19 protein-coding genes are annotated in these 25,460 nt (G+C 31.1%); 13 read left to right on the forward strand and 6 right to left on the reverse strand.

The genetic code is table 11. The annotated features are described in order from the left end of the window. The first annotated feature begins 57 nt into the window (after positions 1–57). The 11 genes from FHR24_RS07970 (at position 58) to FHR24_RS08020 (ending at position 16,525) form a co-directional block, all read left to right on the forward strand. Entirely contained in the window at positions 58–381 is a 324-nt protein-coding gene (locus FHR24_RS07970) for a DUF6804 family protein (protein WP_167186433.1), read from the forward strand. Positions 382–406: 25 nt separating this feature from the next. Further along, entirely contained in the window at positions 407–679 is a 273-nt protein-coding gene (locus tag FHR24_RS07975) for a hypothetical protein (RefSeq protein WP_167186436.1), read from the forward strand. A gap of 536 nt (positions 680–1,215) precedes the next feature. Next, positions 1,216–2,172 carry a hypothetical protein gene (locus FHR24_RS07980; RefSeq protein ID WP_167186439.1) on the forward strand — a complete coding sequence of 319 codons (957 nt, stop codon included), beginning with the start codon at positions 1,216–1,218 and terminating at the stop codon, positions 2,170–2,172. 180 nt (positions 2,173–2,352) lie between these two features. Next, positions 2,353–4,953 carry an HsdM family class I SAM-dependent methyltransferase gene (locus FHR24_RS07985; RefSeq protein ID WP_243846514.1) on the forward strand — a complete coding sequence of 867 codons (2,601 nt, stop codon included), beginning with the start codon at positions 2,353–2,355 and terminating at the stop codon, positions 4,951–4,953. Beyond that, a complete protein-coding gene (locus FHR24_RS07990; protein WP_167186442.1) occupies positions 4,943–6,166 on the forward strand; it encodes a restriction endonuclease subunit S in 1,224 nt (407 codons plus the stop codon). The genes FHR24_RS07985 and FHR24_RS07990 overlap by 11 nt, the downstream gene beginning before the upstream one ends. A gap of 30 nt (positions 6,167–6,196) precedes the next feature. Then, positions 6,197–7,999, forward strand: coding sequence for a DUF262 domain-containing protein (locus FHR24_RS07995; RefSeq protein ID WP_167186445.1), 1,803 nt, complete (start codon positions 6,197–6,199; stop codon positions 7,997–7,999). Then, on the forward strand, positions 7,980–9,992 hold the full coding sequence (locus FHR24_RS08000; protein WP_167186448.1) for a DUF262 domain-containing protein: 2,013 nt from the start codon (positions 7,980–7,982) through the stop codon (positions 9,990–9,992). Before FHR24_RS07995 ends, FHR24_RS08000 begins: the two co-directional genes overlap by 20 nt. A 3-nt stretch (positions 9,993–9,995) precedes the next feature. Next, complete coding sequence (locus FHR24_RS08005) at positions 9,996–13,340, forward strand: type I restriction endonuclease subunit R (RefSeq protein WP_167186451.1); 3,345 nt, start codon at positions 9,996–9,998, stop codon at positions 13,338–13,340. Then, positions 13,341–14,021 carry a M48 family metallopeptidase gene (locus FHR24_RS08010; RefSeq protein WP_167186454.1) on the forward strand — a complete coding sequence of 227 codons (681 nt, stop codon included), beginning with the start codon at positions 13,341–13,343 and terminating at the stop codon, positions 14,019–14,021. Between the two features lie 111 nt (positions 14,022–14,132). Continuing rightward, positions 14,133–14,867, forward strand: coding sequence for a hypothetical protein (locus tag FHR24_RS08015; RefSeq protein WP_167186457.1), 735 nt, complete (start codon positions 14,133–14,135; stop codon positions 14,865–14,867). A gap of 1,226 nt (positions 14,868–16,093) precedes the next feature. Then, entirely contained in the window at positions 16,094–16,525 is a 432-nt protein-coding gene (locus tag FHR24_RS08020; protein WP_243846515.1) for a DUF6943 family protein, read from the forward strand. Positions 16,526–16,744: 219 nt separating this feature from the next. On the opposite strand, the gene FHR24_RS08025 is transcribed toward FHR24_RS08020, so the two are convergent. From FHR24_RS08025 to FHR24_RS08035, 3 genes are read right to left on the reverse strand one after another with little or no spacing between them, the layout of a single operon-like run. Further along, complete coding sequence (locus FHR24_RS08025) at positions 16,745–16,954, reverse strand: hypothetical protein (RefSeq protein WP_167186460.1); 210 nt, start codon at positions 16,952–16,954, stop codon at positions 16,745–16,747. Positions 16,955–16,959: 5 nt separating this feature from the next. After that, positions 16,960–17,355, reverse strand: a complete 396-nt coding sequence (locus FHR24_RS08030) for a DUF5675 family protein (RefSeq protein WP_167186463.1) — start codon at positions 17,353–17,355, stop codon at positions 16,960–16,962. Between the two features lie 4 nt (positions 17,356–17,359). Next, on the reverse strand, positions 17,360–18,115 hold the full coding sequence (locus FHR24_RS08035; protein ID WP_167186466.1) for a hypothetical protein: 756 nt from the start codon (positions 18,113–18,115) through the stop codon (positions 17,360–17,362). A gap of 147 nt (positions 18,116–18,262) precedes the next feature. Here FHR24_RS08035 and FHR24_RS08040 point away from each other — a divergent pair, with 147 nt between their 5' ends. Beyond that, positions 18,263–18,466, forward strand: a complete 204-nt coding sequence (locus FHR24_RS08040; RefSeq protein WP_167186469.1) for a hypothetical protein — start codon at positions 18,263–18,265, stop codon at positions 18,464–18,466. A 737-nt stretch (positions 18,467–19,203) separates the two neighbouring features. Next, positions 19,204–23,664, forward strand: a complete 4,461-nt coding sequence (locus FHR24_RS08045) for a CheR family methyltransferase (RefSeq protein ID WP_167186473.1) — start codon at positions 19,204–19,206, stop codon at positions 23,662–23,664. Between the two features lie 390 nt (positions 23,665–24,054). Here the strand turns inward: FHR24_RS08045 and FHR24_RS08050 are convergent, their stop codons facing one another. The 3 genes from FHR24_RS08050 to FHR24_RS08060 are packed head-to-tail and all read right to left on the reverse strand — an operon-like array spanning position 24,055 to position 25,410. Then, positions 24,055–24,264, reverse strand: coding sequence for a hypothetical protein (locus FHR24_RS08050; protein WP_167186476.1), 210 nt, complete (start codon positions 24,262–24,264; stop codon positions 24,055–24,057). Positions 24,265–24,301: 37 nt separating this feature from the next. Next, positions 24,302–24,886 (reverse strand): porin family protein, encoded by a 585-nt coding sequence (locus FHR24_RS08055; protein WP_167186479.1) that lies wholly within the window; start codon positions 24,884–24,886, stop codon positions 24,302–24,304. 29 nt (positions 24,887–24,915) lie between these two features. Further along, a complete protein-coding gene (locus FHR24_RS08060; protein WP_243846516.1) occupies positions 24,916–25,410 on the reverse strand; it encodes a hypothetical protein in 495 nt (164 codons plus the stop codon). Between the last annotated feature and the right edge of the window lie 50 nt (positions 25,411–25,460).

Consider the following 25,460-nt stretch of genomic DNA (forward strand, 5'->3'; position numbering starts at 1 on the left):
AACAATAACCTTTGTAAAGGTTATGAGAGTTTATAATCAATTAAAAATAGTGTTATAATGTTAAAAGAAATAAAAGATACGGTAATAATAAAAGTAATTTTAGTTATATTATTATTCATGTGTTTGTTAAACATGCCCTATGGATTTTATCAACTGGTTCGTTTTGTTGCATTAGTAGGTTTTGGTTTTTTGGCATACAAATCGAACGAAACCAATAAAAGTACTGATATGTTTATTTATGGAGGGCTTGCCTTACTTTTTCAACCTTTTTTTAAAATCTCATTAGGTAGAGAATTATGGAATATTTTAGATGTAATCATTGGTATAGGACTTTTGATCAGTCTGTTTTTTGAGAGATCAAAACTAAAAAAAAGCAAATAATTTTCTTTTAATAGATAAAACTTACATGAGAAAATTTACAGATTTAGAAAACGGAATTAATATTATTAATTGTACAACTTGCTCTTTTACGCTAGAAATTAAGATTGAAGAATATGGTCCTCCCAATTTACCTAAGGTAAGAAGTTATGTAGGTCAATGTGAAGAGTGCGGTACAATTATATATAATTATAGAAAAGAGCAGTGTGCTTGTGGAGGAAGTTTTGAAACGGAAGCTATCATTTTTTGTGAATCATGCCATGGTACAGATTTTCTAATAGATAGAACTAATGAGTTATAATAATTGATAAATTAAAAAAAGACTAACATCTGTCTACTTGTCATTTCGAGTAAAATACGAAACGTAGTGCATTATTTTGTATCGAGAAATAGGTTTAATTGCAGTTAGGTCTTTTTACTACTCATCTTTTTACTTTCTACCCAAAGTCTTTTACTATAAATCTTGATACCTACTACTTTCTACCTCCCTGTCATTTCGAGTGAAATACGCAACGCAGTGAAGTATTTTGTATCGAGAAATAGTTCTATTATTAAAATGTTTAATTTTATCTATTATTCATCCTTCTACCTTCTACCCATAGTCCTTTTACCAACTACCAGATAGCTACTACCAAAAATGCACCCCACCCACACAAATCATAAAAACCATGTCAATTATCAACAAAACCAATCAATCTATTGGAATGACTTCGTATATTTAACTAAAATTGTGGTCAGTTGTATAATTCCATGTTTATTTTGTCAAAACATTATTAAGAATAAGGTTTAGATTAAGAACTAAGTAAAAATGTACAACTGAGAAAAACAGGAATAAAGATGACAATAAAAGAGGCTATTTTAAAAAGTTTAAGTGACATAGGAAACCTTACAAATTCAATCGAAGTTTGTCAACACATTATAAAGCATCAGTATTATAATTTTAAAGAAGCCAAAACTCCTCCAGCAACAGTCTCAGCTTTGTTGGGTGATTTTATTAGGAATGGAGATTCTAGAATAAAAAGAATTAAAGGTAAAAATGGAACATTTTCTTATTACTTAACTAAAAATGAAACAGAAATAGGTGTTGAGGTATTAACCCAAACAGAACCCAATACAAAACGAATAAATAAGCAAAATACCTACGCAGAAAGAGATTTACATTTGCTGTTAAGTACTTATTTAAAAAGTAACAATACCTATGCAAAAACTATTTTTCACGAACAATCAAAAAGTAGTAGCGATAGTCACCAAAAATGGATACATCCTGATGTGATAGGAATTAATTTTTTAAACCTTCAGTCCAAAGCCAGTCAAACACTTTTAAAAGCAGTAAATAGGGCAGATGTTTTTAAAATAACATCTTACGAGGTAAAAAAAGAAATAAATACCGATTACGAGCTTAAGAAAACATTCTTTCAAGCAGTTTCAAATTCAAGTTGGGCAAACTATGGCTATTTAGTAGCTTTTGAAATTGCAGACAGCTTATACGAAGAAATGGAAAGATTAAATCAATCTTTTGGTATAGGGGTGATTGAATTAAAATCAAATCCATACGAAAGTAAGGTGTTGTTTTCTTCAAAATTTAAAGAATTAGACTTTAAAACAATAGACAAACTTTGTAAGATAAATACGGATTTTGAAAAATTCATCATTCAAACAGAAAAGCTTTTAACAGCCAACGAAAAATACATAAAGTCTACAGAAAAGGAACTAGAAAGTTTTTGTGATTCATATTTTGAGAGTGATTCAGAAATAGAAGAGTATTGTAGAGTAAAGAAAATTACTAATGAATAATAGGTTGTTGTAGAGTTGTTTAACAAACAAATAAGAGTGCTTTATAAGTAGAGCCTTCATAATTGCTTAGGATTCTACACAAATAATCAGAAAGACAATACAAGGTCTTTGTATATTGAACCAAATTTTTTAATAAAATCAAAACTGCGAAAGTAGAAATCTTACGGATTAATAAATTATATGAGTAAAAAATTAACGTTATCATGGTTAGAAGGTTTTCTAATGGATGCCTGTGATATTTTAAGAGGAAATATGGATGCATCTGAGTTTAAAGAATATATTTTTGGAATGTTATTCTTAAAACGTTTAAGCGATAAGTACGAACAAGATCGTGCAGTTCGTTTAAAAGAATTACAAGCCAAAGGACTTTCAGAACAAAAAATACAACAAGCCTTAGAACGTGCCAATGCATACCAATACTATGTGCCTACAGCTGCACGTTGGAACTATAAAAAAACAAACGAAGAAGGACAAATTGTAAATGATGGAATCTTACATCTCAAAAAAGATGTTGGAGATAAGCTAAATATAGCGCTAGAGGCTTTGGAAGAAGCAAACCCAGATAAACTATCGGGAGTATTAACCAATGTGAATTTTAACAGAACCATTGGGAAAAATAAAAATGCTTTAAGTGATGAAAAATTAATAGAGTTCATTACACACTTTAACAAAGTAAGTCTAACAGACGATCGTTTTGAATTTCCAGATTTGTTGGGGACTGCTTATGAGTATTTAATCAAATACTTTGCAGACAGTGCGGGTAAAAAAGGTGGAGAATTCTACACTCCTAACGAGGTGGTAAAGCTATTAGTAACACTTTTAGAACCCGGAGAGGAATCCTCTATTTACGACCCTACATGTGGAGCAGGAGGTATGTTAATAGAAAACAAAAACTATGTAGAAGCGCGTTATGGTGATGCTTCTAGGTTGAGTTTTGCAGGTCAAGAGTTAAATGGAACTACCTGGTCTTTGTGTAAAATGAACATGCTGTTTCACGATATTTTTGATGCAGAAATTTTACAAGGAGATACCATTGCGAACCCTTTGCATATAGAGGATGGTGAGTTAAAACGTTTTGACATTGTCATTGCCAATCCTCCGTTTTCTGCAAATTATAGTGATATCAAAAACTTCCGTGATCGTTTTCATTATTGGATGCCTAAAAAGAAAAAAGCCGACTTTATGTTTGTGCAACACATGGTATCGGTGTTAAAAGACAACGGCCGTATGGCAGTAGTAATGCCTCATGGGGTCTTGTTTAGAGGTAGCGAAGAAAAAAGCATGAGACAATGGTTGGTAGATCGTGGTTTGTTAGAAACCGTAATTGGTTTGCCTTCTGGTTTGTTCTATGGTACAGGAATTCCTGCTTCTGTGTTAATCATCAATAAAAAAGGGGTTGCACAGCGTAAAGAAGTACAGTTTATCAATGCAGATAGAGAATACAAAGAAGGTAAAAACCAAAACAAGTTAAGACCAGAAGATATAGCCAAAATAAGCTACATCTATAAAAATAAAGAGAATTTAGATGGCTACGCAAGAAAGATATCTAAAGAAGTTTTAGAAAAAGAAGAATACAATTTTAACATTCGTAGGTATGTAGACAACAGTCCGCCAGCACAACCGCAAGATGTAAAGGCACATTTACATGGTGGTATTCCAACTGTAGAGGTTGATGAACTAAAAGCCTATTGGAATAACTATATAAACTTACGTAGTACTATTTTTGAAATATCAGCAAAAGAGGGTTACGATCAATTTAAAGAGAACATCAAAGCAAAAGAAGATATCAAAACATTGGTTTTAACTCATGACGATATTCTTTTTAAAAGAGAACAATACACCCAAGGAATAAACCAATGGTGGTCCAACAATGTGGCTAAATTAGAAGCCTTGCCTACCGAAAAAAACGTGTTTGACTTACACAGAGATTTTTCTGTAAGCATTGCCAATGATTTTAGTGCCTTGGGAATTTTAGACCTACACAAAAGCCGTGGTGCTTTTGCTGCTTATTGGAACAGTTTAGAAACTGATTTAAAATCGATTGCAGCCAGTGGTTGGAATGCAGAACTAATTCCTGCCGAAGATATTTTACAATCACAATTCCCAGATGTGTTAGAAGAACTAGCAACCAACGAAGCTAGAAGAGACGAATTAGAAGCTTTGTTTAACGAAGTTAATGAACTAGAAGAAGGGGAGTTTGACGAAGAAAACTACGAAGTCTTTCCTAAAGAGGTATTGACAGAATTAAAAGCAAATATTAAAACGTATAATGCAGAAATAAAAGAGCTTAAAAAGGAAATAAAAGCCTTAAACATTAGAATAAAAGCGAATGGAATTAAGGATACTGAGCGTAGTCGAAGTGCCGTAGATGGGGAGTCATTAACAGATATCCTATCCCAAAAACAACAAGCCCAACAACAAGCTGAAACCAAAAAAGCAACCATAGAGCAACAACTTGCCAAACACACAGAACTCACCAACGAGTTAAAAACCTGCAAAGCCACCATTGCCGAAATAAAAGCCAAAAAAGAAGACTTAGTAGCCAAAGCACGCGAAAAAATAACCCCAGAAGAAGCCAAAGTATTAATCCTAAAACGTTTTAAAGACGTATTACACCATACCGTAATGGATTATGTAAATCGTTACGAACGTGCTTTAATTAACGAGTTAGAAACACGCTTTACCAAATACCAAAATACACTGGTTAATATTTTAGAGAGCAGAGCACAAGCGGCTAGCCAATTGAATAATTTTTTAATGGAATTGGGGTATGAAGGATAATTGGAAAAAAGTGCCTTTAGGTGAGTTAGTAACAATTCAGAAAGGTAAAATTTCAGAACAGTCAACATATCCAATTCAAGGATTTGCCCCAATAATTAACACAGATGTATTAAGAGGTAATGTAAAGGTTTGGGGTAAAATAAAAGGAAGTGTCAATTGTCTTGAAGACGATGTATTAATACTATGGGATGGTGAGCGTTCAGGATTATGCGCTATAGGTCACAAGGGTGTTTTGGGTTCAACTTTTGCAAAAATGAATGTTTCAAGTGAGTTAGTGCCTGAATATTTATTCCGAGTTGTAGATTTTAATTATGATTGGATTCAAGGACAAAGAACGGGAACAGGCGTACCTCACGTTCCAAAGGACTTAAAAACAATATTTAAAGTTAATTATCCACCACTACCACAACAACAAAAAATAGCCAAAATCTTATCTACAGTAGATGCCGTTATAGAACAAACCGAAAGCGCTATTGCCAAATACCAAGCCATAAAACAAGGTTTAATGCACGATTTGTTCACACGTGGTATAGATGTAAGCACAGGAAAACTACGCCCAACACCACAAGAAGCACCAGACTTGTATAAAGAGAGTGCTTTGGGTTTGATTCCTAGGGATTGGGAAGATTCTGTATTTAAAAATCATCTAATCAAAAACTTATATGGACCAAGATTTAGTGGTGATGATTATGATTCAGAAGGAAACGTAAAGACAATTCGCGGAATGGATTTTTCAAAAGATGGTGAGATTTTATATAGTCAAGCACCAATTGCGTTACTTCCTAAATCAAAAGTTTATTCACATTTATTAGAAACAGGTGATGTTGTAATGGTTACAACAGCAGATTGTGGTTTAACAGCAGTCTTTGAAGAACAAGATTTTCAATTTATACCAAGTGCATATTCTGTGAAATTTAGATTTAATGAAGAAATTGAACCATATTTCATTAAGTTTTTCATGCAAACTGATAAAGCGAAACGATTGGTTAACAAATATGTTAGACAAGGAACTCTTGGCAATTTACCTGGTTCAGATGTTTTAGGTTTCAATATTTCTTTGCCTAAAATTGATGAACAAAAAATAATTATTGAAAAGTTGAAAGCTGTTGAATCAAAAATCCAAACCGAACAACAAGCTTTAGCCAAATACCAACAACTAAAATCAGGTTTATTGCAAGATTTGTTAACGGGTAAAGTGGAGGTAGGAGTGTAGTTTTAAAAAAAGTTAGAGAGAAAGAGAAAAATGGCTACAAAAAAAAATATTGCAAATTATTTAGGAGAACATACCAATAAAACCTTTGTCGTACCTGCATACCAACGTGGTTTTAAATGGGGTGTTACTTATGAGAATAATAAAAGTGCAGCAACGGTATTATTTAATAATATCAATCAAGCTATACAGGCAAACAAACAAGAATATTTTATACAAGGTGTTACCGTGTATGAAGAAGGTACCAATGTTGTATTAATCGATGGACAGCAACGTACAACAGTCTTGTTTTTATTATTGAGTTTGTTGTTAAACAAGTTAGAAAAAGAGAAGTATTTGTTTTATCAAAATAGTTTTAAAATTCACTATACTATTAGAGAGCAATCACATACAGTTTTAGAACAAATTTGTAAAGGGAATAGTATTCATAATACAGAAGAAAATACTCCGCAAGATATTTTCTTTTTTCAACAAGTAATAGAACAGTTTAATGAGTTGTTGATTTCATTTACAAATGAAGAAAAAAACAAATTAAAAGACTACATACTTAACAAAGTAAAGTTATTTTATATAAAAGTTGCCAAAGAACAAGCCATAAAACTATTTACCATGATGAATGGAGCAAAAGCGTTTATGAAAACTGACGAATTGGTAAAAGCAGATATTCTAAGCAAAGCATCTATAATTGATTACAATAGACAAGAGTCTCCAAAAAACATTCAGGAGAGTTTAGAAATACTTAAAGATCAAATTGGTGAAGATTGGAAATCATCTGCTTTACGTAGTGAGTTTGCTCGTCAGTGGGATAAGTGGATGTATTGGTGGAACCAAGAAGAGGTAAGTCTATTTTTTAATAGTGGAGAGCACCCTATGGGCTTATTGTTAAAATATTTTTATGAGAGAAATTATAAAAATGAAGAAAACAATAGCCAAAAAAAAATAAGAGCTACATATACTAACACATCTTCAGAAGTAGCACAAATGTTTGGTGATTTTCAAAACTTGTTATTACAAGACAAAAACAATGCTCAGCATAATTTTGAAGCTTTAAGAAAATTACAAAAACGTTTTGAAGATATATTTACCATAATTCCCATATACAACTATTTTGGTTTGGCTTTTGAAACTTTAAAAAGTAAAGAAGATCGAAATAAAATCATTAATTTTTTTCTAGAAAACTATAAAGAGATAGCTGTGATAAAGGAATACGTATTGTTAAAAATACTCAATTTAAACATAGATAAAACTGAAACAATTAAATATGAATTGTCTGCTGTTTTTGAATCATTAAACAATGCAAAGGTGTATGAAGAAGATGATAAAGAGTTTGCTTTTAGATTGTTATTAAAAATTAATGTAGAAGCAGCTATTGAGCGAAATGTTAAATTTGATTTTTATATAAAAAATGATGATAAGTTAGAAAGTTTGTACACTAAAAGATCATTAGAACACATATGGCCAAAGTCTAAAATAGCTAAAAAAGATGTTGTAAACACCTATCTGGATACCAATAACAATATTATAGAAAGTTCTGATTTAGAGAACTATCTTAAAATAGAAGAACTTGATAAAGTAAGTTTATCTCAACATCATATAGGGAACTTAGTGTTATTACACAGAAACGACAATTCTACTTTTAATGACAAATTACCAGAAGCTAAAAAGAAAGTCTATTTTGATTTAAACAAAAAGTTGTTAAGCAGAAACTTATTACACACAATGAGTGTTTTTGCATACGATAATTGGAGTGTTACTAATGTGGCAAATACAATTAAAGAAAATCAAAAGAACGTTTTAAAATTAATGAAAAAAGGATATGATGCTTATGTTAACTAGTGGAGAATCATATAGTTTGTCTCAGTTTTTCAGTGGTAGTTACAGCATTGTAATTCCAGATATGCAAAGAGAATACTGTTGGCCTTCTGTAATATCAAGAACCAATAATAAAAATCTAGTAGAAAATTTTGTAAAAGATTTACTAAGCACAGATAAAAATGAGGCAATACAGTTAGGATTGTTATATGCTTATGAAAGCCCTAAAAATGATATGCAACTCTGTGATGGTCAACAACGTGTAACAACTTTGTATTTATTTTTAGGCTATATGTATAGTTTGGTAAAAAATGATAAAGTATCTCAAGAAATAAAAGATTTTTTAATTTCAAACAATAGTTTTAAACCAAATCGTTTAAAATATGCCATAAGAGAAACTACACTCCACTTTTTAAGTGATTTGGTAGCGATGTTTTTATCCCCAAAAAAAATAACAGATAATGTAAAAACTTCTGGTTATATAAAAAATCAAGAATGGTATTTTAATGAATATAATTTAGATCCATCCATTAAAAACATATTACAAGCACTAGATGTTTTTGATAAATTTAAGATGGAATTAGATGCTTCCTTCGCTAGTTTTTTATTACATAAAATAGAATTTTTGTTTTTTGACATGGTAAATAGAACTTATGGCGAAGAACAGTTTGTTGTTTTAAATACCACAGGTGAACCATTAACCAAAACCGAAAATTTAAAACCACAATTTTTAGGTGATTTGGATGATGGGGAGAAAGTAGATCATAATCATACCAAAACAAAACTTAGATATTATGCAGATTTATGGGAAGATTGGGAAACTTTTTTCTGGCATAATAAACATTCGGAACATAAAACAGCAGATAAAGGGTTTAATGAGTTTTTACGTTGGATATATATTTTAGAAAAAGTATCAACGAATGATAAAATAGATTCGGAAAAAGATAAATACAACAAAGCACAGATTGCTTTAGCTGATAATAACTTTGATATTTTTGATTTAGAAGATGATAAAATTCAAATATTAAACACAATACAGAAGTACTTTACAGCATTAAAAATTCTATGTCTCGATGATGATATCAAGAAAAGATTCCTATTTAATCAGCAGCCACTTGCTCAAATTTTAGTGTTTGAGTTTTTACCACTATTGTATTTTATAAAAGAATTTGATGAAAAAATAGAGAGTATAAATTACTCCAGGTTAAAGCAATTTTTTAAATCTAGAGCCAAAGATGATAATATATCAAAAGCATCAATAACTACTTCTATAAGAGCTGTTCAAATAGTAAAAAAAATGAAACAAGCAGATGAAAAAGATATTGCCAACTATGCATCATATAAAGAAGTAGCATCTGAAACTATTTTAAACAAGTTAGAGATATTTAAATTTGATATTTTGAGGGAGTTAGAAAATAGAAAGGATGCTGAAGATGCATTTTGGCAAGCTGAAAACTATAACACTACACAAGGAAATATAGCTTTTCTTTTTTTCAGTCAGCAGCGTAAAAATAGGATAGAAGACTTATCGATAGAATTATTTGATTTAGATGAATTTAAAAAGGTTAAAAACATTGTTGAAAGTTCCTTTGAAAAAAATTCAGATTTAATGAGAAGATCTTTGTTGACTTTTGGTCATTATTATCAATGGAATGGTCATACAACAAGTTTACAATCACACAGATATACTTTAGGAAATCACCCCGAATTTTATGGAGCTATTGCTAATAATTATGAAAATGAACATCAAGGAATTTTGCTTGAGTTTTTAGATAAAGCAAAAAACATTCAAAACATTAGTATGGTGACATTAAATGATTGGATGCAAAGTACAATTGATAATTTTACCTCAATTGATAGTGGTATATACGAAAAAACTAGATATCTACTGATATCAGAAAAAAATATGATTTCTGAGATGGGTAAAAAATTATTCTGTGTATCATATGATAAAGAAAAATCATATATTTTATTTCAACAAAAAGTAACAAGAGATAACTCTTACAGGGAATTGTAAATTATGGCAGAATACATCAATGTAGAAAAACCCTTTTTAGAAAAACTAGAAGCACTAAATTGGCAGGTAATAGACCAAGGTAGTTTTGGGATTCCACAAGACCCTTCCAAAAGTTTGCGTACAAGTTTTAAAGAAGTTACGCTTAAAGAAGCGTTTGTAAAAGCAGTTAAAAAAATAAATTTGGTGAATGGTGTAGCATGGCTAACCGATAAGCAACTAGACGATATATACAAAGAAGTTACAGCCGTAGAAAAAGCCAATTTATCTTTGTTAGAAGCTAACAAACAGGTTTTTGAAAAACTGATAGGAATCACCAAAACAACCGTTGCCAAAAACGAAATAACAGGGGAAGAAAATCCATTAGTAAAGCTTATAGATTTTAAAGATTGGGAAAACAATCAATTTGTAGCCATCAATCAGTTTAGAATTGTAACGCCCGGAGGTCCAAGAGAAGGAATCATTCCAGACATTGTGCTTTTTGTAAATGGATTGCCATTTGCAGTAGTAGAATGTAAAGATGTGGAGGTAGCAGATCCTATTTCTAGTGCAGTAGACCAAATTATGCGTTATGCCAATACTCGTGAAGATGATTTTGGGTATAAAGAGGGAGAAGAACGTTTGTTTTACTACAACTTATTTAGCATTGCTACACATGGTGAAGAAGCTCGTGTAGGTTCCATTTCAGGGGATTTTGAATATTACTTAAACTGGAAAGATATTTTTCCGGAAGCGTATAAAAACATAGATGTCAACAACTATGTAGAAGAGGAAATAGCTAGATACCAAAACAACGGATTACAAAACGATCCAAGAGTACGTCAAGAGGTATTAATCAAAGGTATTTTAAACAAAGAAATTCTCTTAGATATTTTGCAGCACTTTACTTTATTCATGGAAATAAAAGAAGGGGTGCAAATCAAAATTGTTTGTCGTTATCAGCAATACAGAGCCGTAGGTAAAATATTAGATAGATTACGCAATGAAACCACTGGAAAAACACGTTCGGGAGTGGTTTGGCATACACAAGGTTCTGGAAAATCTTTAACCATGGTGTTTTTGGTGCGTAAACTTCGTTCTCAAGAAGATTTAAAAGATTACAAAGTCATCATGATGGTAGATCGTAAAGATTTAGAAAAGCAATTGTCTGCCACAGCACGTTTAACCAATGAGTTTAAAGAAGCAAATATTGTTAGTGCTCGTAAAGAGTTAAAACCAAAATTAAGTGGAAATGCCTCCAATTTAAACATGGTCATGGTACACAAATTTGTGCAAGAAGAGTTAAAACATTCTAAAGCATTAATGAAAGCTTTTGTAGAAGAAGGGCGAGTACCCGAATTCAAACCTTTTGAGGTTGTAAATACTTCAGATAGAATAGTGGTGTTAATTGATGAGGCTCACAGAACCCAAGGAGGAGATATGGGAGATAACTTGTTTACAGCGTTTCCAAACGCAGCCAAAATTGCCTTTACAGGTACTCCGTTACTAACAGAAAGACACAAACAAAAAACCCACGAACGTTTTGGAGGTACTGGGGAGTTTATTGATACTTATAAAATTAGAGAAGCAGTAGATGATAGAGCTACCTTAGATATTATTTACATAGGTAAAACAACCAAGGACAACATAAAGTCTAAAGAAGCTTTTGATGCTGAATTTGAAGATGTTTTTAAAAAACAAAACAAAGAGGTAAAGGAAGAAATTCAAAAGCGTTACGGTACCATGCAAGCCTATTTAGAGAACATGGATCGTTTACGAAAAATAGCAAAAGATTTAGTCAAACATTATGTAGAAGCCATCTTACCAAATGGATTTAAAGCCATGGTAGTGGGGAGTTCTATTGTGGCAGCTGCTCGTTATCAATTTCTAATACAGGAAGCTTTAAATGAGCGTGTAGCCTTAGAAAAATCAAAAGCAGTACCAGATCTAGAACTCATAAAAAAAATGGAGTTCTTAAAAATAGGAACGATAGTAACCAAACAAGATAACAACGAACAAGCTTTTATTAGTGAAGCAAGAAAGAACGCTAGAGAGATAAAAGCCGTAGATAATTTTAAAAAGGACTTTGATTTTAGTACAGACCAAGAAGGAAATTATCTAAAACCCGAAACAGGGATAGCTTTTTTATGTGTATGTGATAAATTATTAACAGGTTTTGATGCTCCCATTGCGCAAGTCATGTATTTAGACAAAAGCATAAGGGAACATGATTTATTGCAAGCCATAGCACGTGTAAACCGAACCAAAAGAGACAAGTCACATGGTATTCTGGTAGACTATTATGGAGTTTCAAATCATTTAAAAGATGCTTTAAATATTTGGGGAGCAGAAGATGAAGAGGATATCAAAGAACTGTTGGAATATTTTAGAGACATCAACAAAGAGATTCCTGTGTTAGAAGCACGCTACAATAGAATGTTGCAATTGTTTACAGACAAAGGAATTACAGAGTTTAAAAAGTTTGCAGAACAACGTATGACAGATAAAGAAGTAGAATTTCAATTGGCAGAAGATTGTATAGAATTAGCAGCTTCTATTCCTTTTAGAGCACAATTTGATACCTATGTAAAAGCATTTTTTGATAGTTTGGATTTATTATTTAATTCAGAAGCTGCAAGAAAATACTACATACCAGCCAAACGTTTTGGATACTTATTAGTACGCATTAAAAATCGTTACAAAGATCCAAGTATGGATTTAAAATGGGCAAAACCTAAAGTGCGTAAAATGATTGATGCACATTTAGAAACTTTAGGAATTGATAGTCGTGTGGCACCTGTGAGTCTATTGTCTAAAGATTTTCAAAAAGAAGTAGGAAAGCTAGGGAAAAACACCAAATCAAAGGCATCAGAAATGGAACATGCCATTAGAAGACACATCAAAGTAAATATCAACAAAGATCCTGCCTTGTACAAACGTTTTTTAAAACGAATGGAAGAAATCATTGAACGTTATCAAGGAAATTGGGAGGCAATTGTAGAGGAGTTTGTAATGCTAAGAGAAGACTTAGCCAAAGGTCGAAAAGGAGACAATGAAGAAGAAGGCTTAAGCGAACAAGAATTACCTTTTTATGATTTTATAGTGTTCAGTACTTTCAAAGAGGAAACCCTAACAGAGGTTGAAAAAGAAGTAGTAAAATCGTTAACAATAGAATTAGTATGTTTATTACAAGAGGCTATAAACAAACCTAACTTTTGGAAAGGTAGAGCTGCAGAAATAAGAAAACTACAAGGAGAAGTAGAAGATTTAATATCATTTAGTGAGTTAGACAAAGTAGCCGAATTACACGCGAAATTAAGCGTTGAAGTCATGAATTTAGCCAAACGTAGACATCAAGAATTGACAAAGTAAATGGTAGTATCAGGAATAGACATAACAATTCATAAAAGTGCACGAAAAACAGTGAGCATCTTTGTAGAAAGAGATGGCTCTGTTTCTGCTCGTGTACCTGAAAAATTGGAAGAAGAAGAAATTGAAGAAATACTAAAAGCCAAAGAATATCAAATTTTTAAAAACTTAGCAGAATGGACACAATTAAACCAAAATGCTGTTGAAAGAGAATATGTAAATGGTCAATCATTTTTATATTTAGGTCGTAATTACCGTCTAAGATTTGTAGAAGATAATATAGAAGGGCTTCAATTTATTAAAAACAAATTTTTAATAAATAAAGAAGAAAAACACAGAGCAAAAGAGCTATTTGTAAAGTTCTATAAAAACAAATTACTGACTAAGATTCATCCTATCATAGATCAATATAAAATGCAACTAGGAGTAGAGCCTAAGCAGATTAAAATCATGGAATTACAAAATCGTTGGGCATCATGTACTTCAAACGGAAATGTAAACTTCCATTGGAAATGTGCTATGGCTCCAATAGATGTTTTACAATATATTGTTGTTCATGAACTAGCTCACTTAATTCATTTAAATCACACAGCAGAGTTTTGGAACGAGGTTGATAAAATTTTACCTAACTATGAATCACAAATGAATTGGTTAAAGCTAAACGGTGCTGGAATGGATTTATAACTTCTTCATGAAAAAAACACAATCGAGATATTCCGGTTATGATTTAGTAATAAATGAAGTTTATAATGTGCATAGAGATATATTAACAGAATTAATTTGTATTTAAATAATATGAATCCAAGTAAAACTTCAAAACTATTAAATAGTCAAAAACTTAAAAAGGTCAGTATTAAAAATGTCATATGTCCAGATCAAAAAGTTGATACTTTAGCTACTGATAACAAAGGTTTTTTAATTAAAAAAACTTTTAATAATTGGCAACGTAAGACGAATTTAAATTCGTCAAATCATCGAATAATCTTAGTATTAGAAAGTCCACACATAGAGGAGTTTAAAAATAGTATTGGACCTGCAAAAGGAATAACTGGAAAAAATATAGCTAATTATATATCTATGGTTTTAGGAAATTCTATTTTAAGTCCTAATACAAATTATGATTTGATATTGATGAATGCTATTCAATATCAATGTTCTATGGGAGTTAAACCAATTTATTTTAGAACCTTAGCATTTATACATCTATGGTTTGATGGAGGGAAAAGAGATTTTATTTATAGGATAATAAACTTAAAACTAAAAAAAGATGATGTATTAATTAACGCATGTACTAAGGGTAATATTTCAAATTGTAAAGAATATTACAAAAAAACTTTAACAAAAAAGAATATTAAGTTAATTTTAAAAATTAAGAGAAGTCTGAACTTTAATAAAAAAAACAATTATTTAAAAGGACTTATTAATGATATTTACTATCTATTTAAAAATAAAATTCCATGTAAATGTTATGAAACAAATCATCCAAGTTCATGGTATAATAGTAATAGCAGATTAATAAAAAAATTGTAATATTTACTGTTTATTATGTACTAAAATGAATAATAGTTTATTAAAAAAATCAAAATTAAATAAAAAAGGTAAAGCGGTGTTCGTCCGTTCAATCGTCAGCAAACAACCCCGCCAAAGTAAATAGCACTTTTTTTAAGCATTTCTATTCATCATAAAGTTTAAAAAAGAGCTATTTTACATTTCATGTGCCCGGCCTGTCCTGAGCCTGTCGAAGGGCACTTTGTCACGGTTGTTGCGTTCCTCAATCAGTCCTCACGGCAATTCCTTTGTCTGTTTTTGTCACTTCACTTCATTCACACTCATGGCTTCGGTTCATTTCGTTCAGCCACATCACAGCCAACCATTGCCATAATTTTAGCTCGCCTTGCAGGTCGCTACGGGCTGCGGGTTCTTGATTGTGTTGCCTCCGCCTTTTTGCCAACCACATCACCCAACGCACAGGCTCTAGCCAATAAATCTGTCCTCTTGTGTATAGTTCCGTTTCTCTCTAGGTTTTTGTTTGAAAAATTACAAAAACCTGCCTTTCAACTCCACACATAGCTGCAAACCACATTCGTTACCTCATGCACTTTTTGCACCACCCGTTGCTCCACTCGCAAGGCGGCTCGCTAGCGCTTGGTCTGTGTCCGCAAACCGTTCCACTATTTGCACACTCAGCCCACCGTTTGGCTCAAGGCTGTTTTACCTCATTTCAATTCGATTAATCATTTTTTTAAAATGAAACTAGATGTATAATTATAGCAATGTTTGTGAATCCTTGATTTTTTGATTCATTTTGTACTTGTGCTGTGCTTGTCGAAGTATCAAGACAAAATGAAGATACCATCACCCCATGTGCTTGTGGGCATTGGAAGCTTTTAAGAAATAATAAAGTTTACAAAACAATCCCCTCAGCACCGCACAGCAAGAGGTTTTTCATTCCACTACGTTACATTACAAACCACTTGCTTTATGCCTTTTCTTAATTTATGATGAGGTTATTTTGATTAAAAAAGCATGCAAATATAGTTGCTTTCCTTCTGTCAACGCTTTTTGCAGTAAAGGTCAAGCCCTCCGGGTTTTGATAAAAACTTTGAGTAGTATTTCCTTAGTAAACAAAAATATCAGTCCAAACTTTTTACCAAAAACCTTGACAGCATCTGCCACAGCAACAATGTTATAGGCATCTTTTTTCTCCAAAAAAATATTGTGGCGAAGCGTAGCGAAGCAATTTAAATTGGATAGCTATGCACTGTTTTGTAATCAAGACCCACCGTGTAGGGATGACCTACGACAAACCTCATTTTTTTATTTTGAATAAAGGATTGAACAGTGGCAAGCCACTGCACAACCCTTGTCCGAACTGTTTTGTGATAACCACTACCACTGAAGCGAATAAAAACATCTTATTCCACTTATCAATGATGCTTCAAATAGGAGGTTTTTATGCTTATTATTTAAAAGGTAGTGTTATTCCATTCATTAGCATAAATGATTGCTCTAAAACATTAAAAGAAGGAATGATTTTAAATGTTGAGGTTCATAAGCACATCAAAATTATTCAAGCAATTAACCAGGAGCAAGAAAGATTATCTCAAGCATTGGAAAAAATTCAACTGTTAAAAAAGGCTTTTATACAAACTTGTTTTAAAGAAAGTAAAAACAAAATCAGTGCATAAAAAATGCCTGGAGAATTCCAGGCATTTATTTATGATCTTACAGTAGATTTACTTCAAAAAAATCTTACGTAACAGGAGCGATACAAAGAAACTGACCACAGCACCAATGACCGCCATGATAATGGTGAAGTAAACATCGTGAAGTTGAATATTTGCTACAGTACTAAACAACGTTCCTCCAAAAATTGTTGATTTTAATTGAAGATTTCCCATAGCTTTTTAGTTTTTGTCTGAAACCACAGCTTGACTGACCGCAGTGGCCACCGTTCCAGCAACTGCTACATAACCGGCAATGCTAATAACTGCTGCAGGTAACGCAATTGGAGCGGCCAAAATGGCTCCACTTGCAGCTGCTAATGCTAGACCAATGTTTCTAAGTTTTCTAAAAAAGGATGGTGTTGGATGTTTTAATCGTTCTTGAATTTTCATAAGTTCTAAGATTTTATAATAAGATTAACAGTTTCACCTCTATCAAAAGCTTGATAACATTTGGAAACCAATTTGTTTAATAAACTTCTGGAAGAAGTACCTTTTCCAATGCCTGATAAACAAGTTACAGGAGCGATACAGCCTCTTAATTCTTTCAAAGCATCATTGGCAGGATGAATTAAAATAAGTGTCCTATTTTTAACATTTTCCAAAATCAAATGATGCCCGAATTTTTGAGAATACCGAGCTTTCAAAATGTAAGCTCCCTCTGGAATGCAAGAAACATTTCTACGATTCTCTAACCAGGGCAACTCGATACAGAATCCAAAAAAAGAATCGTGAATAAAGAGAGCACCGTTGGTGCCCTCTTTAAAGTAGGTTCTATGCAAATGGATATCCATATCCTTACACTTTATCAGCTATCTTAATAGCTAAAGCATTGTAAGAACCATTTTTTAATGAATACATTTCACCATTCACTTCTTGATAGAATTCAATACCTAACACCTGAACAATGGGAAGTACAGAGTTTGCAGGAGCTGAAGCAGTCAAGTCAATAATGGCAGTATCATTACCATCGTATGGTAAAATAGCGGTTTCATCATTGTCAAAAGCGAAAGTTTCATTCTTAAAATCTAATTCTGCCACACCAGTCACAATTTTAAAGTGAGTCGTTCCAGAAGGACCTGCAATGTGAGTTGTTGGTTTAAAAGCAGGAATGTTTACGGTGGCTTCTCCTGTAGCTCTATCCAAAGCATTGTTGAAAGTAGCAAATAAAGTTGCTCCTAATTTCCCATTGATGTTGAATTCAAAATTAGTTAACAATCCAAAAGTTCCATCTTGAATGGTTCTTTCCCCACGAGCATGCGTAGTATCTGTTTTAACTACTTTTAAAACAGTCGTTGTTAATCTACTAGAAACACGTTTGTCTTTTGCATTTTGCAAAAGAATGCGAATGGCATTTCTAAGTAATTTACCACCTTTACCAGCGGTTCCAAATTCAGAACCATTTTCACGAGTTCTTTGAAACGCAGGATCGTTTTTAATACGTTCTGCATCCACACCCCCTTTTTCACGAGCCAAATGCCCGTCTGTTGTTTTGTAAAAAGAAATACCACCGATAGTTCCTTTTAATTTGATAATACCTGTTTGTTTTGCCATAATAATATGATTTAAAGATTTATAGCAAAAGAATTAGTATCTTATGTAGAAATCAAAAACAGGGTGTTATACAGGCCGTTAAAAGCCTTTCTTTCCGAAATGGTGTATATTTACCCCAAGGATAAAGTATAGTTAAAGTATTAAAACATGAAAATTACCAGAGCATGTATTTATCCAAAAGATGTTCAGTGTATAACTGGAAGAAGTGAACGTTATGGTAGGAGGCTATTAAAAGAGATTAGAGAACATTTTGATAAGCAACCACACCAATTTATTACCTCTGAAGAATTCGCTGAATACAGTGGAATAAATATCGAAATCATTAATAATTATTTGAAGCAAGTATCATAAAATTTAACACTATTTATATTGATTTATAGAGTGTTAAATCGTAAATTTGTAGAAAGAACGATAGTTAAATAATACTAAAATTATTTAAACTTTAGGTTCACAAATCGGTTCACAAAAATAATTTATAAGTGTTAATAGCACTGTTTATAAGGTATAGCGGGAATAGTTCGAGTCCCGTCCAGACCGCAAGAGTTTATGTAAATTCTTCTAAAACCTTATAAACATAATGTTTATAAGGTTTTTTTCTTTTTTAGGTGATGACTAAGGAGACGAAATAAGATATATGTAAATACACTGCATATGTAGACGGTAATTTTGTTTCATAAAAATAGAACTATGAGAGAGCTTATTAGAAACCTTATCTTTTGTATGATAATTGTCTTTATAGCATTGTGTAATGCGTGTTTTAAATAAAGTGTTTTATGTAGTAAACAGAAAAACTTCTCCATTCTTTTTACCAATCACAGTTAAAATAAAATTCTAGATTCTTTAGGGTTAATGTGTTGTTTATGAGTTAAAGGAATACAATACTCTTTTTGTTTATTCTAAATTAAAACTAACTTATTTTACCTTATTAAGTGAATAGTAATCAGAAAATAATACTGATATTATAAAATAACGTGTAACTTTAAGATAACATTTGTTTATAAGGAAAAGAAAATGGTGTTTAATTAGAAACTTTATATTATACAAGTATTCGTAAAATAAAGTGGTAATCACTGTTAAATATCTAAAATATGGAGGGGAAAGGATATTATATCGTAGGAATTGGGGCATCTGCAGGTGGGTTAGATGCAATAAAACAATTATTTGATAATATACCACCTAAAACAAAAATGACTTTTGTTATAGTACAACATCTTTTTCCAAATTTTAAAAGTTTAATGGCAGAGTTGCTGGCTAAGCATACTCAAATGAAAATTTATATAGCAGAGAATCATCAAAAAATTGAACCTAACTGTATTTATCTTAATCAAAAAAATAAAGATATTTATATAAAGGAGAATAGACTTTATTTGACAGAAAAAAACACCAACACACCACTTAACTTACCTATAGATATTTTTTTACATAGTTTAGGTAAGGAGTACAAACACCAATCTATAGGTATTATTCTTTCAGGAACGGGATCTGATGGATCTAGAGGTATAAAAAGTATTAAAGAATTTGGAGGAACTCTTATTGTTCAAGATCCTAAAAGTGCTCAGTTTGATGGAATGCCTAACTCTTCTATAGCTACTAAATTGGTAGATTATATTTTATCACCACCAAAAATTGCAGAGATCCTTATAAAGATATCAGAACATAAAACTTTAACGACAGAAAATAAACCAGAAACAGAGGAGACTATTTTTACTCTGATATTAAATTTGATATTTAAATATTTTGAAATCGATTTTAAAGAATATAAAAAAAACACTTTGCAACGTCGTATGGAAAATAGGATGAATGCAAATAACTTTACAAATCTAAAAGATTACCATACCTATTTAAATAGTAACTATGAAGAGGTAAAGAAATTAAAAGATGATTTCTTAATAGGAGTTACCAGCTTTTTTAGAGATGAAGAAGTTTTTGAACAGTTAAAAACTAAAGTATTTCCAGAACTAGTTAAAAAAAATATAAATAGTAATAAGCCTATAAGAATTTGGGTGGCTGCTTGCTCTACAGGAGAAGAAGCCTATACAATTGCTATTTTGTTAGATGCTTACTTAAAGAAAAAAGAAATTGATATAGATTTTAAAATTTTTGCAACAGATATTGATCAACGAGCAATAAACAAGGCAGGAACAGCTATATTTTTACCTAAAAACATAAACCATATTTCTGAGGAGTATATAAATACGTATTTTGTTAAAGAAACTAAAAACGTAAGAATTGTAAAGCGAATTAGAGAACGTATTGTGTTTTCAGTTCATAATTTGCTAAAAGATCCTCCTTTCATTCGCATGGATTTAATATCATGTCGTAACCTACTTATCTACTTTGAATCTAGCTTACAGAAAGAAGTTTTAATCAATTTTCAATATTCTTTATACCCTAAAGGTTTTTTGGTTTTAGGGAATAGTGAATCTTTAGGAGAGCAATCTCGCTTTTTTAATCCAATAAGTTCCAAACAAAAAATATATCAGTGTTTTGTAGATGCCAAACATTTTATGATACAAGATTTAGCTAAACAACACATAAAAACTATGAGCGCTAAGAAAACAGAAAAAGTTGAAAAAATAAGTCAAATATATAAGATTGAGGAAAGTCCCGAAAATTTATTTTATAAATATATGGGACAAAAATTTAGTCCTACCATGGTGTTTTTAGATGCCAGTTTTAATATCCTCTTTGTAAATGGAAATATCACTTCACGTTTGTCTATCAACCAGGGAATGTTTCAAAATAATTTGTTAAAAATGGTTAATAGCAATATTGGCAACATTATTAGAAGTAGTATTTATAAAGTAGAAAAAGAAGATGTAGATATTGTGGTACGAGATGTAGAAAACACACTTGGTAAAGAAAAATATTGTTTTGATTTAGGGTTTCATGTCGTTAAAAATTTTGCAGGATTAGATAAGGTCTATGTCATTCATTTTAGTAACGACAAACCTTTTCAGTCTAAAAAAGTAATTACAATTCATAATTCAGAAAGTAAAGACATAAATAAACAGCGTGTTGTAGAGCTAGAAGATGAATTAAAAGAAAATAAATCGCAATTACAAAATGTGGTAGAAGAATTAGAAACCAGTAACGAAGAGTTGCAGTCTAGTAATGAAGAGTTAATGGCATCTAATGAGGAGTTACAAAGTACTAATGAAGAGTTACAATCAGTAAACGAAGAACTTTATACTGTAAATGCAGAATTGCAAGAAAAAAATGGAGAACTATCTTACATAAATAATGATGTTAACAACCTCTTGAATTCAACAGATATAGGAACCCTGTTTTTAGACATAGATTTTCGTATTCGTAAATTTACCCCTGCCTTACAAAAGCATTTTAATTTGCAACATGATGACGTAGGTAGAAGTATTTCTAGTTTTGCTTCTAACTTTAAGGAGAAAGATAAAAAATCAATGATTGAGGATTGTAAAAAAGTAATCAATGATTTGAAAGTAATAGAATCTGAAGTGAGTGATGAGGAGGGAGTTTCTTTTTTAAGAAGAATAAGTCCATTTATTACTTCTGATAAAAAAATTAACGGTCTGGTTATTACTTTTGTAAACATAACAGAAGTTTTAAAAATAGAGACTGATCTTAAAAAAAGCGAACGAAAATTTAAATCTGTATTTACCAATGCAGGTTTAGGAATAGCTACGGTTTCATCCAAAGGAAAATTATTATCAGCAAATCCAGAATTAGAAAAAATTTTAGGATATACAGAAAAGGAATTGATGTCTTTAACTTTTTCGGACTTTACATACCCTGATGATTTAGAAAAAGATATGAGTCAGTATCTACAACTAGTAGAAGGTAAAATAAACTCCTATAAAATGGATAAAAGATATATTCATAAAAAAGGACATGTTATTTGGGGACAACTTACCGTAACAACAGCTAAGAATGAGGATGGAAAAGTTCTTTATTCAGTAGCGATTGTAAAAGACATTAGTAAACGTAAATTAGCTGAAAAAGAACTTTTAAAAGCTCAAAAACTAACAGAAGTTAGTGAAAATAGCTACAAAGAGTTGATCGCTAATATAAGTGTTGGGGTGGTTGTTCATCATAAAGACTCTACAATATTATTAAGTAATTTAAGATCTAATGAATTGTTAGGGTTAAGTTTTGACCAAATGAAAGGCAAAGTAGCTATTGACCCAATATGGAAGTTTGTATATGAGGATAACACCACAATACCTGTAGAAGATTATCCGGTAATGCGAATATTAAAAAACAAAAAGGTTTTAAAAGATATGACTCTAGGTGTTTTAAGAAAAGAAAACGACTTAGTTTGGCTTATGGTTAATGGATTTCCTGTTTTTGATGAAAATGGAGAAATTAAGGAGGTAATTATTAGTTTTATAGATATAACTGAGATTAAATTATCAGCACAAGAACTATTAAAAGCAAAAGATAAGGCAGAAATCGCTAATATTTATAAAAATCAATTTTTAGCTAATATGAGTCATGAAATACGAACTCCTATGAATGGGGTTGTTGGTTTTGCAGATTTACTAGATGATGATGATATAGATGCAGTTACAAGAAAAAACTATATCAATATTATAAAAAATAGCTCTAGTCAATTACTAAATTTAATTAATGATATTATTGATATCTCTAAGATAGAAGCTAACGAACTAACCGTAGATCAAAAAAACTGTGATTTGATAGAGTTGTTAAAAAATACAGAATCTACTTTTAACGAAATCAAAAAACAGAAAGACAAAGAGCATATAAATATAGTTTGTAATATTCCCCAAAATTATGATCAATTAAGTATTAAAACAGATCCTTTACGTTTGCAACAAGTCTTTTCTAATCTAATAGGGAATGCTCTAAAATTTACAATAAAAGGGAATATTGAGTTTGGTTTTAAAATACTATCTAAAGACAAAATTTATTTTTATGTAAAAGACGAAGGAACGGGTATTCCATATGAAAAATTAGATATTATTTTTAAACGTTTTGAGCAATTAGAGCCCCAAAAACATGTTATGAATGAGGGAACTGGGTTAGGTTTAGCCATATCTAGAGGAATTATTAATTTGTTAAATGGAGACTTTATGGTGGAATCTGAGTTAAACAGAGGAAGCGTATTTACTTTTACAATCCCTTTAATTACAGCAACCCCTCTTCCTATAAAAAACAACTTCAAAGAAAATGATTTAGAACTAATTCGCAATGCTACCCTAATTGTTGCCGAGGATGAACCTGTTAATATTGAGTATTTTAAAGCTTTTTTTGAAAATTTACCAGTCAATATTATTTACGCACATAATGGAGAAGAAGCTGTTGAGGCTTATCGTTTAAACCCCAAAGTAGATCTTATTTTGATGGATATAAGAATGCATATAATGGATGGTTTAGAAGCTACAAAACAAATTTTAAAAATAAATTCCAAAACAAAAATTATAGCTCAAACAGCTTATGCTATGTCATCAGATTATGATAAATATATACGTTTAGGTTTTACAGATTATATATCTAAGCCCATAAAGAGAAAAGAACTGTTAAAAAAACTGATATTAAATATTCAGAAATAACCAATAGATGTTTTTACTAGTTTTCTTAAAAATGACTTTTCATTAACATTTATGGGTGCCTTTTTACTTTCGTTTATGTACTAAAACTGCCATTTTATATGTTTTTCTAAACATTAATTATTGTTTTTAAAGCATTTAGAATTGTCTTTACAAGAAAAGTTTAACAGTAGTATTGCTAATAATGAATATTTCATGTCTTTTTAGTTTTAATTGCAGTTTATGGTGTTTGTACAGGGGATTAGATTAATGTTTAATTATGGTTTAATCTTTTTTTAAACTAAATACAGACTTTTTTAGCATAAAATATGTGTCAATAGATATTAGGAATTATAAACAATAAAAAAGAGCTATTAAATTAATAATAGCTCTCTAAATGGATAAAATTGGGGATTACTTTGCATCCGTTGCATCGTCTACTTCATCCTTCATTTCTTCATACCCTTCTTTAATATGATCTCCGGTATCGTGTGCACCGTCTTTAATTCCGTCTCCTACTTCTTCTAAACCGTCTTCTACTTTTTCTTTTGGCGATTTTTTACAGCTAACTGTTAATGCAACTACGGCTAATACTATGGTACTGATTGTAAATAACTTTTTCATTTCGATTTGTTTTATAATTAATAATTGATTTGTATTTTTAAAAGTCGAATCCTAAGGACACTTGTAAGACTCTATTTTTTTGATTTTCTTCATCGTATACTTTGTTTAATCCAAAATAATATCTAACTCCTAAATTTATTCCAGAATCTGTTTTAAAACCAGTTCCAATATTCGCTCCAAAATCATAATCGTTGGGAGAAAATTCTGTAGTGCTATCAAAAATATCAAAGTTAGCATCTACTTCTTCTGTATGGTTTACTGCTACTGCAAACTGTGGACCTGCTTCTATATAAAAATTATCAGATAGGTATCCTTTAAATAGTACAGGCAAGGTTATGTAATCTAATTTTTGGGTAAATTTTCCACTATCGTTGTTTACTTTATACCCATGTTGAGAATATAATAGCTCTGTTTGTATAGCAAAATGTTGTTGTAAAAAAATTTCGTTGTAAAATCCAATATGAAAACCATGCCTTTGATCTACGTTATTGTCTCCATTAATTTGTGCACTTGCCAAATTGTATCCCCCTTTAATACCAATGCTAGATTTTTTGTACAAACTTTCTTGCGCAAACATTAAGGTAGATGTTAGTAATGATAAAATTAAAATTGACTTTTTCATGTTTTTTTATTTTTAGGTTATAAATTTTATTAAAACTGATATCTAATTCCTAAAGCGGTATCTATATCTAAACCATCAGAATAATCATTATTAAAACTAACCTCTGGTCTTAAATCTAAAGAAATAATTAACGGAATTTTAAAATTGTATTCAATCCCTATATCACCACTAGCTACTACAAAAACTTCATCATCGTTGTTAATATTGTTATTGTCAAAAAAACCAATTCCACCACCTGCACCAACAAACCAGTTAAATCTATTTTCTATAGGATATACCCATTGGTGAATGGCAGAAAATTTCATAGCATCATAATTATTAGTGTTTCTCCATCCTAAATCTAATTCTAAACGAGTAGCATTTCCTAAAGCTCTTTGATAAGAAATTTCAGAACCAAAACCATCATTATCTCCAGCTCTAATACCAATAGCATTGTTTGCAATTGTTTGTGCATTTGCACTAGCTACTCCTAAACCTATAGCACACATAAGTGTTAAAATTTTTCCTTTAGTTGATGTTCTCATGTTATGTTGTTTTAATATTTGTATACTGCAAAGTTAGGAGAGAAGTACGT

It is taken from the genome of Wenyingzhuangia heitensis (genome assembly GCF_011762155.1).
GTDB lineage: Bacteria > Bacteroidota > Bacteroidia > Flavobacteriales > Flavobacteriaceae > Wenyingzhuangia > Wenyingzhuangia heitensis.

Bases quoted from the DNA above. Each gene is read 5' to 3' on its own strand.
- FHR24_RS07970 (WP_167186433.1), top strand. From the start codon at position 58: ATGTTAAAAGAAATAAAAGATACGGTAATAATAAAAGTAATTTTAGTT.
- FHR24_RS07975 (WP_167186436.1), top strand. From the start codon at position 407: ATGAGAAAATTTACAGATTTAGAAAACGGAATTAATATTATTAATTGT.
- FHR24_RS07980 (WP_167186439.1), top strand. From the start codon at position 1,216: ATGACAATAAAAGAGGCTATTTTAAAAAGTTTAAGTGACATAGGAAAC.
- FHR24_RS07985 (WP_243846514.1), top strand. From the start codon at position 2,353: ATGAGTAAAAAATTAACGTTATCATGGTTAGAAGGTTTTCTAATGGAT.
- FHR24_RS07990 (WP_167186442.1), top strand. From the start codon at position 4,943: ATGAAGGATAATTGGAAAAAAGTGCCTTTAGGTGAGTTAGTAACAATT.
- FHR24_RS07995 (WP_167186445.1), top strand. From the start codon at position 6,197: ATGGCTACAAAAAAAAATATTGCAAATTATTTAGGAGAACATACCAAT.
- FHR24_RS08000 (WP_167186448.1), top strand. From the start codon at position 7,980: ATGATGCTTATGTTAACTAGTGGAGAATCATATAGTTTGTCTCAGTTT.
- FHR24_RS08005 (WP_167186451.1), top strand. From the start codon at position 9,996: ATGGCAGAATACATCAATGTAGAAAAACCCTTTTTAGAAAAACTAGAA.
- FHR24_RS08010 (WP_167186454.1), top strand. From the start codon at position 13,341: ATGGTAGTATCAGGAATAGACATAACAATTCATAAAAGTGCACGAAAA.
- FHR24_RS08015 (WP_167186457.1), top strand. From the start codon at position 14,133: ATGAATCCAAGTAAAACTTCAAAACTATTAAATAGTCAAAAACTTAAA.
- FHR24_RS08020 (WP_243846515.1), top strand. From the start codon at position 16,094: ATGCACTGTTTTGTAATCAAGACCCACCGTGTAGGGATGACCTACGAC.
- FHR24_RS08025 (WP_167186460.1), bottom strand. From the start codon at position 16,954: ATGAAAATTCAAGAACGATTAAAACATCCAACACCATCCTTTTTTAGA.
- FHR24_RS08030 (WP_167186463.1), bottom strand. From the start codon at position 17,355: ATGGATATCCATTTGCATAGAACCTACTTTAAAGAGGGCACCAACGGT.
- FHR24_RS08035 (WP_167186466.1), bottom strand. From the start codon at position 18,115: ATGGCAAAACAAACAGGTATTATCAAATTAAAAGGAACTATCGGTGGT.
- FHR24_RS08040 (WP_167186469.1), top strand. From the start codon at position 18,263: ATGAAAATTACCAGAGCATGTATTTATCCAAAAGATGTTCAGTGTATA.
- FHR24_RS08045 (WP_167186473.1), top strand. From the start codon at position 19,204: ATGGAGGGGAAAGGATATTATATCGTAGGAATTGGGGCATCTGCAGGT.
- FHR24_RS08050 (WP_167186476.1), bottom strand. From the start codon at position 24,264: ATGAAAAAGTTATTTACAATCAGTACCATAGTATTAGCCGTAGTTGCA.
- FHR24_RS08055 (WP_167186479.1), bottom strand. From the start codon at position 24,886: ATGAAAAAGTCAATTTTAATTTTATCATTACTAACATCTACCTTAATG.
- FHR24_RS08060 (WP_243846516.1), bottom strand. From the start codon at position 25,410: ATGAGAACATCAACTAAAGGAAAAATTTTAACACTTATGTGTGCTATA.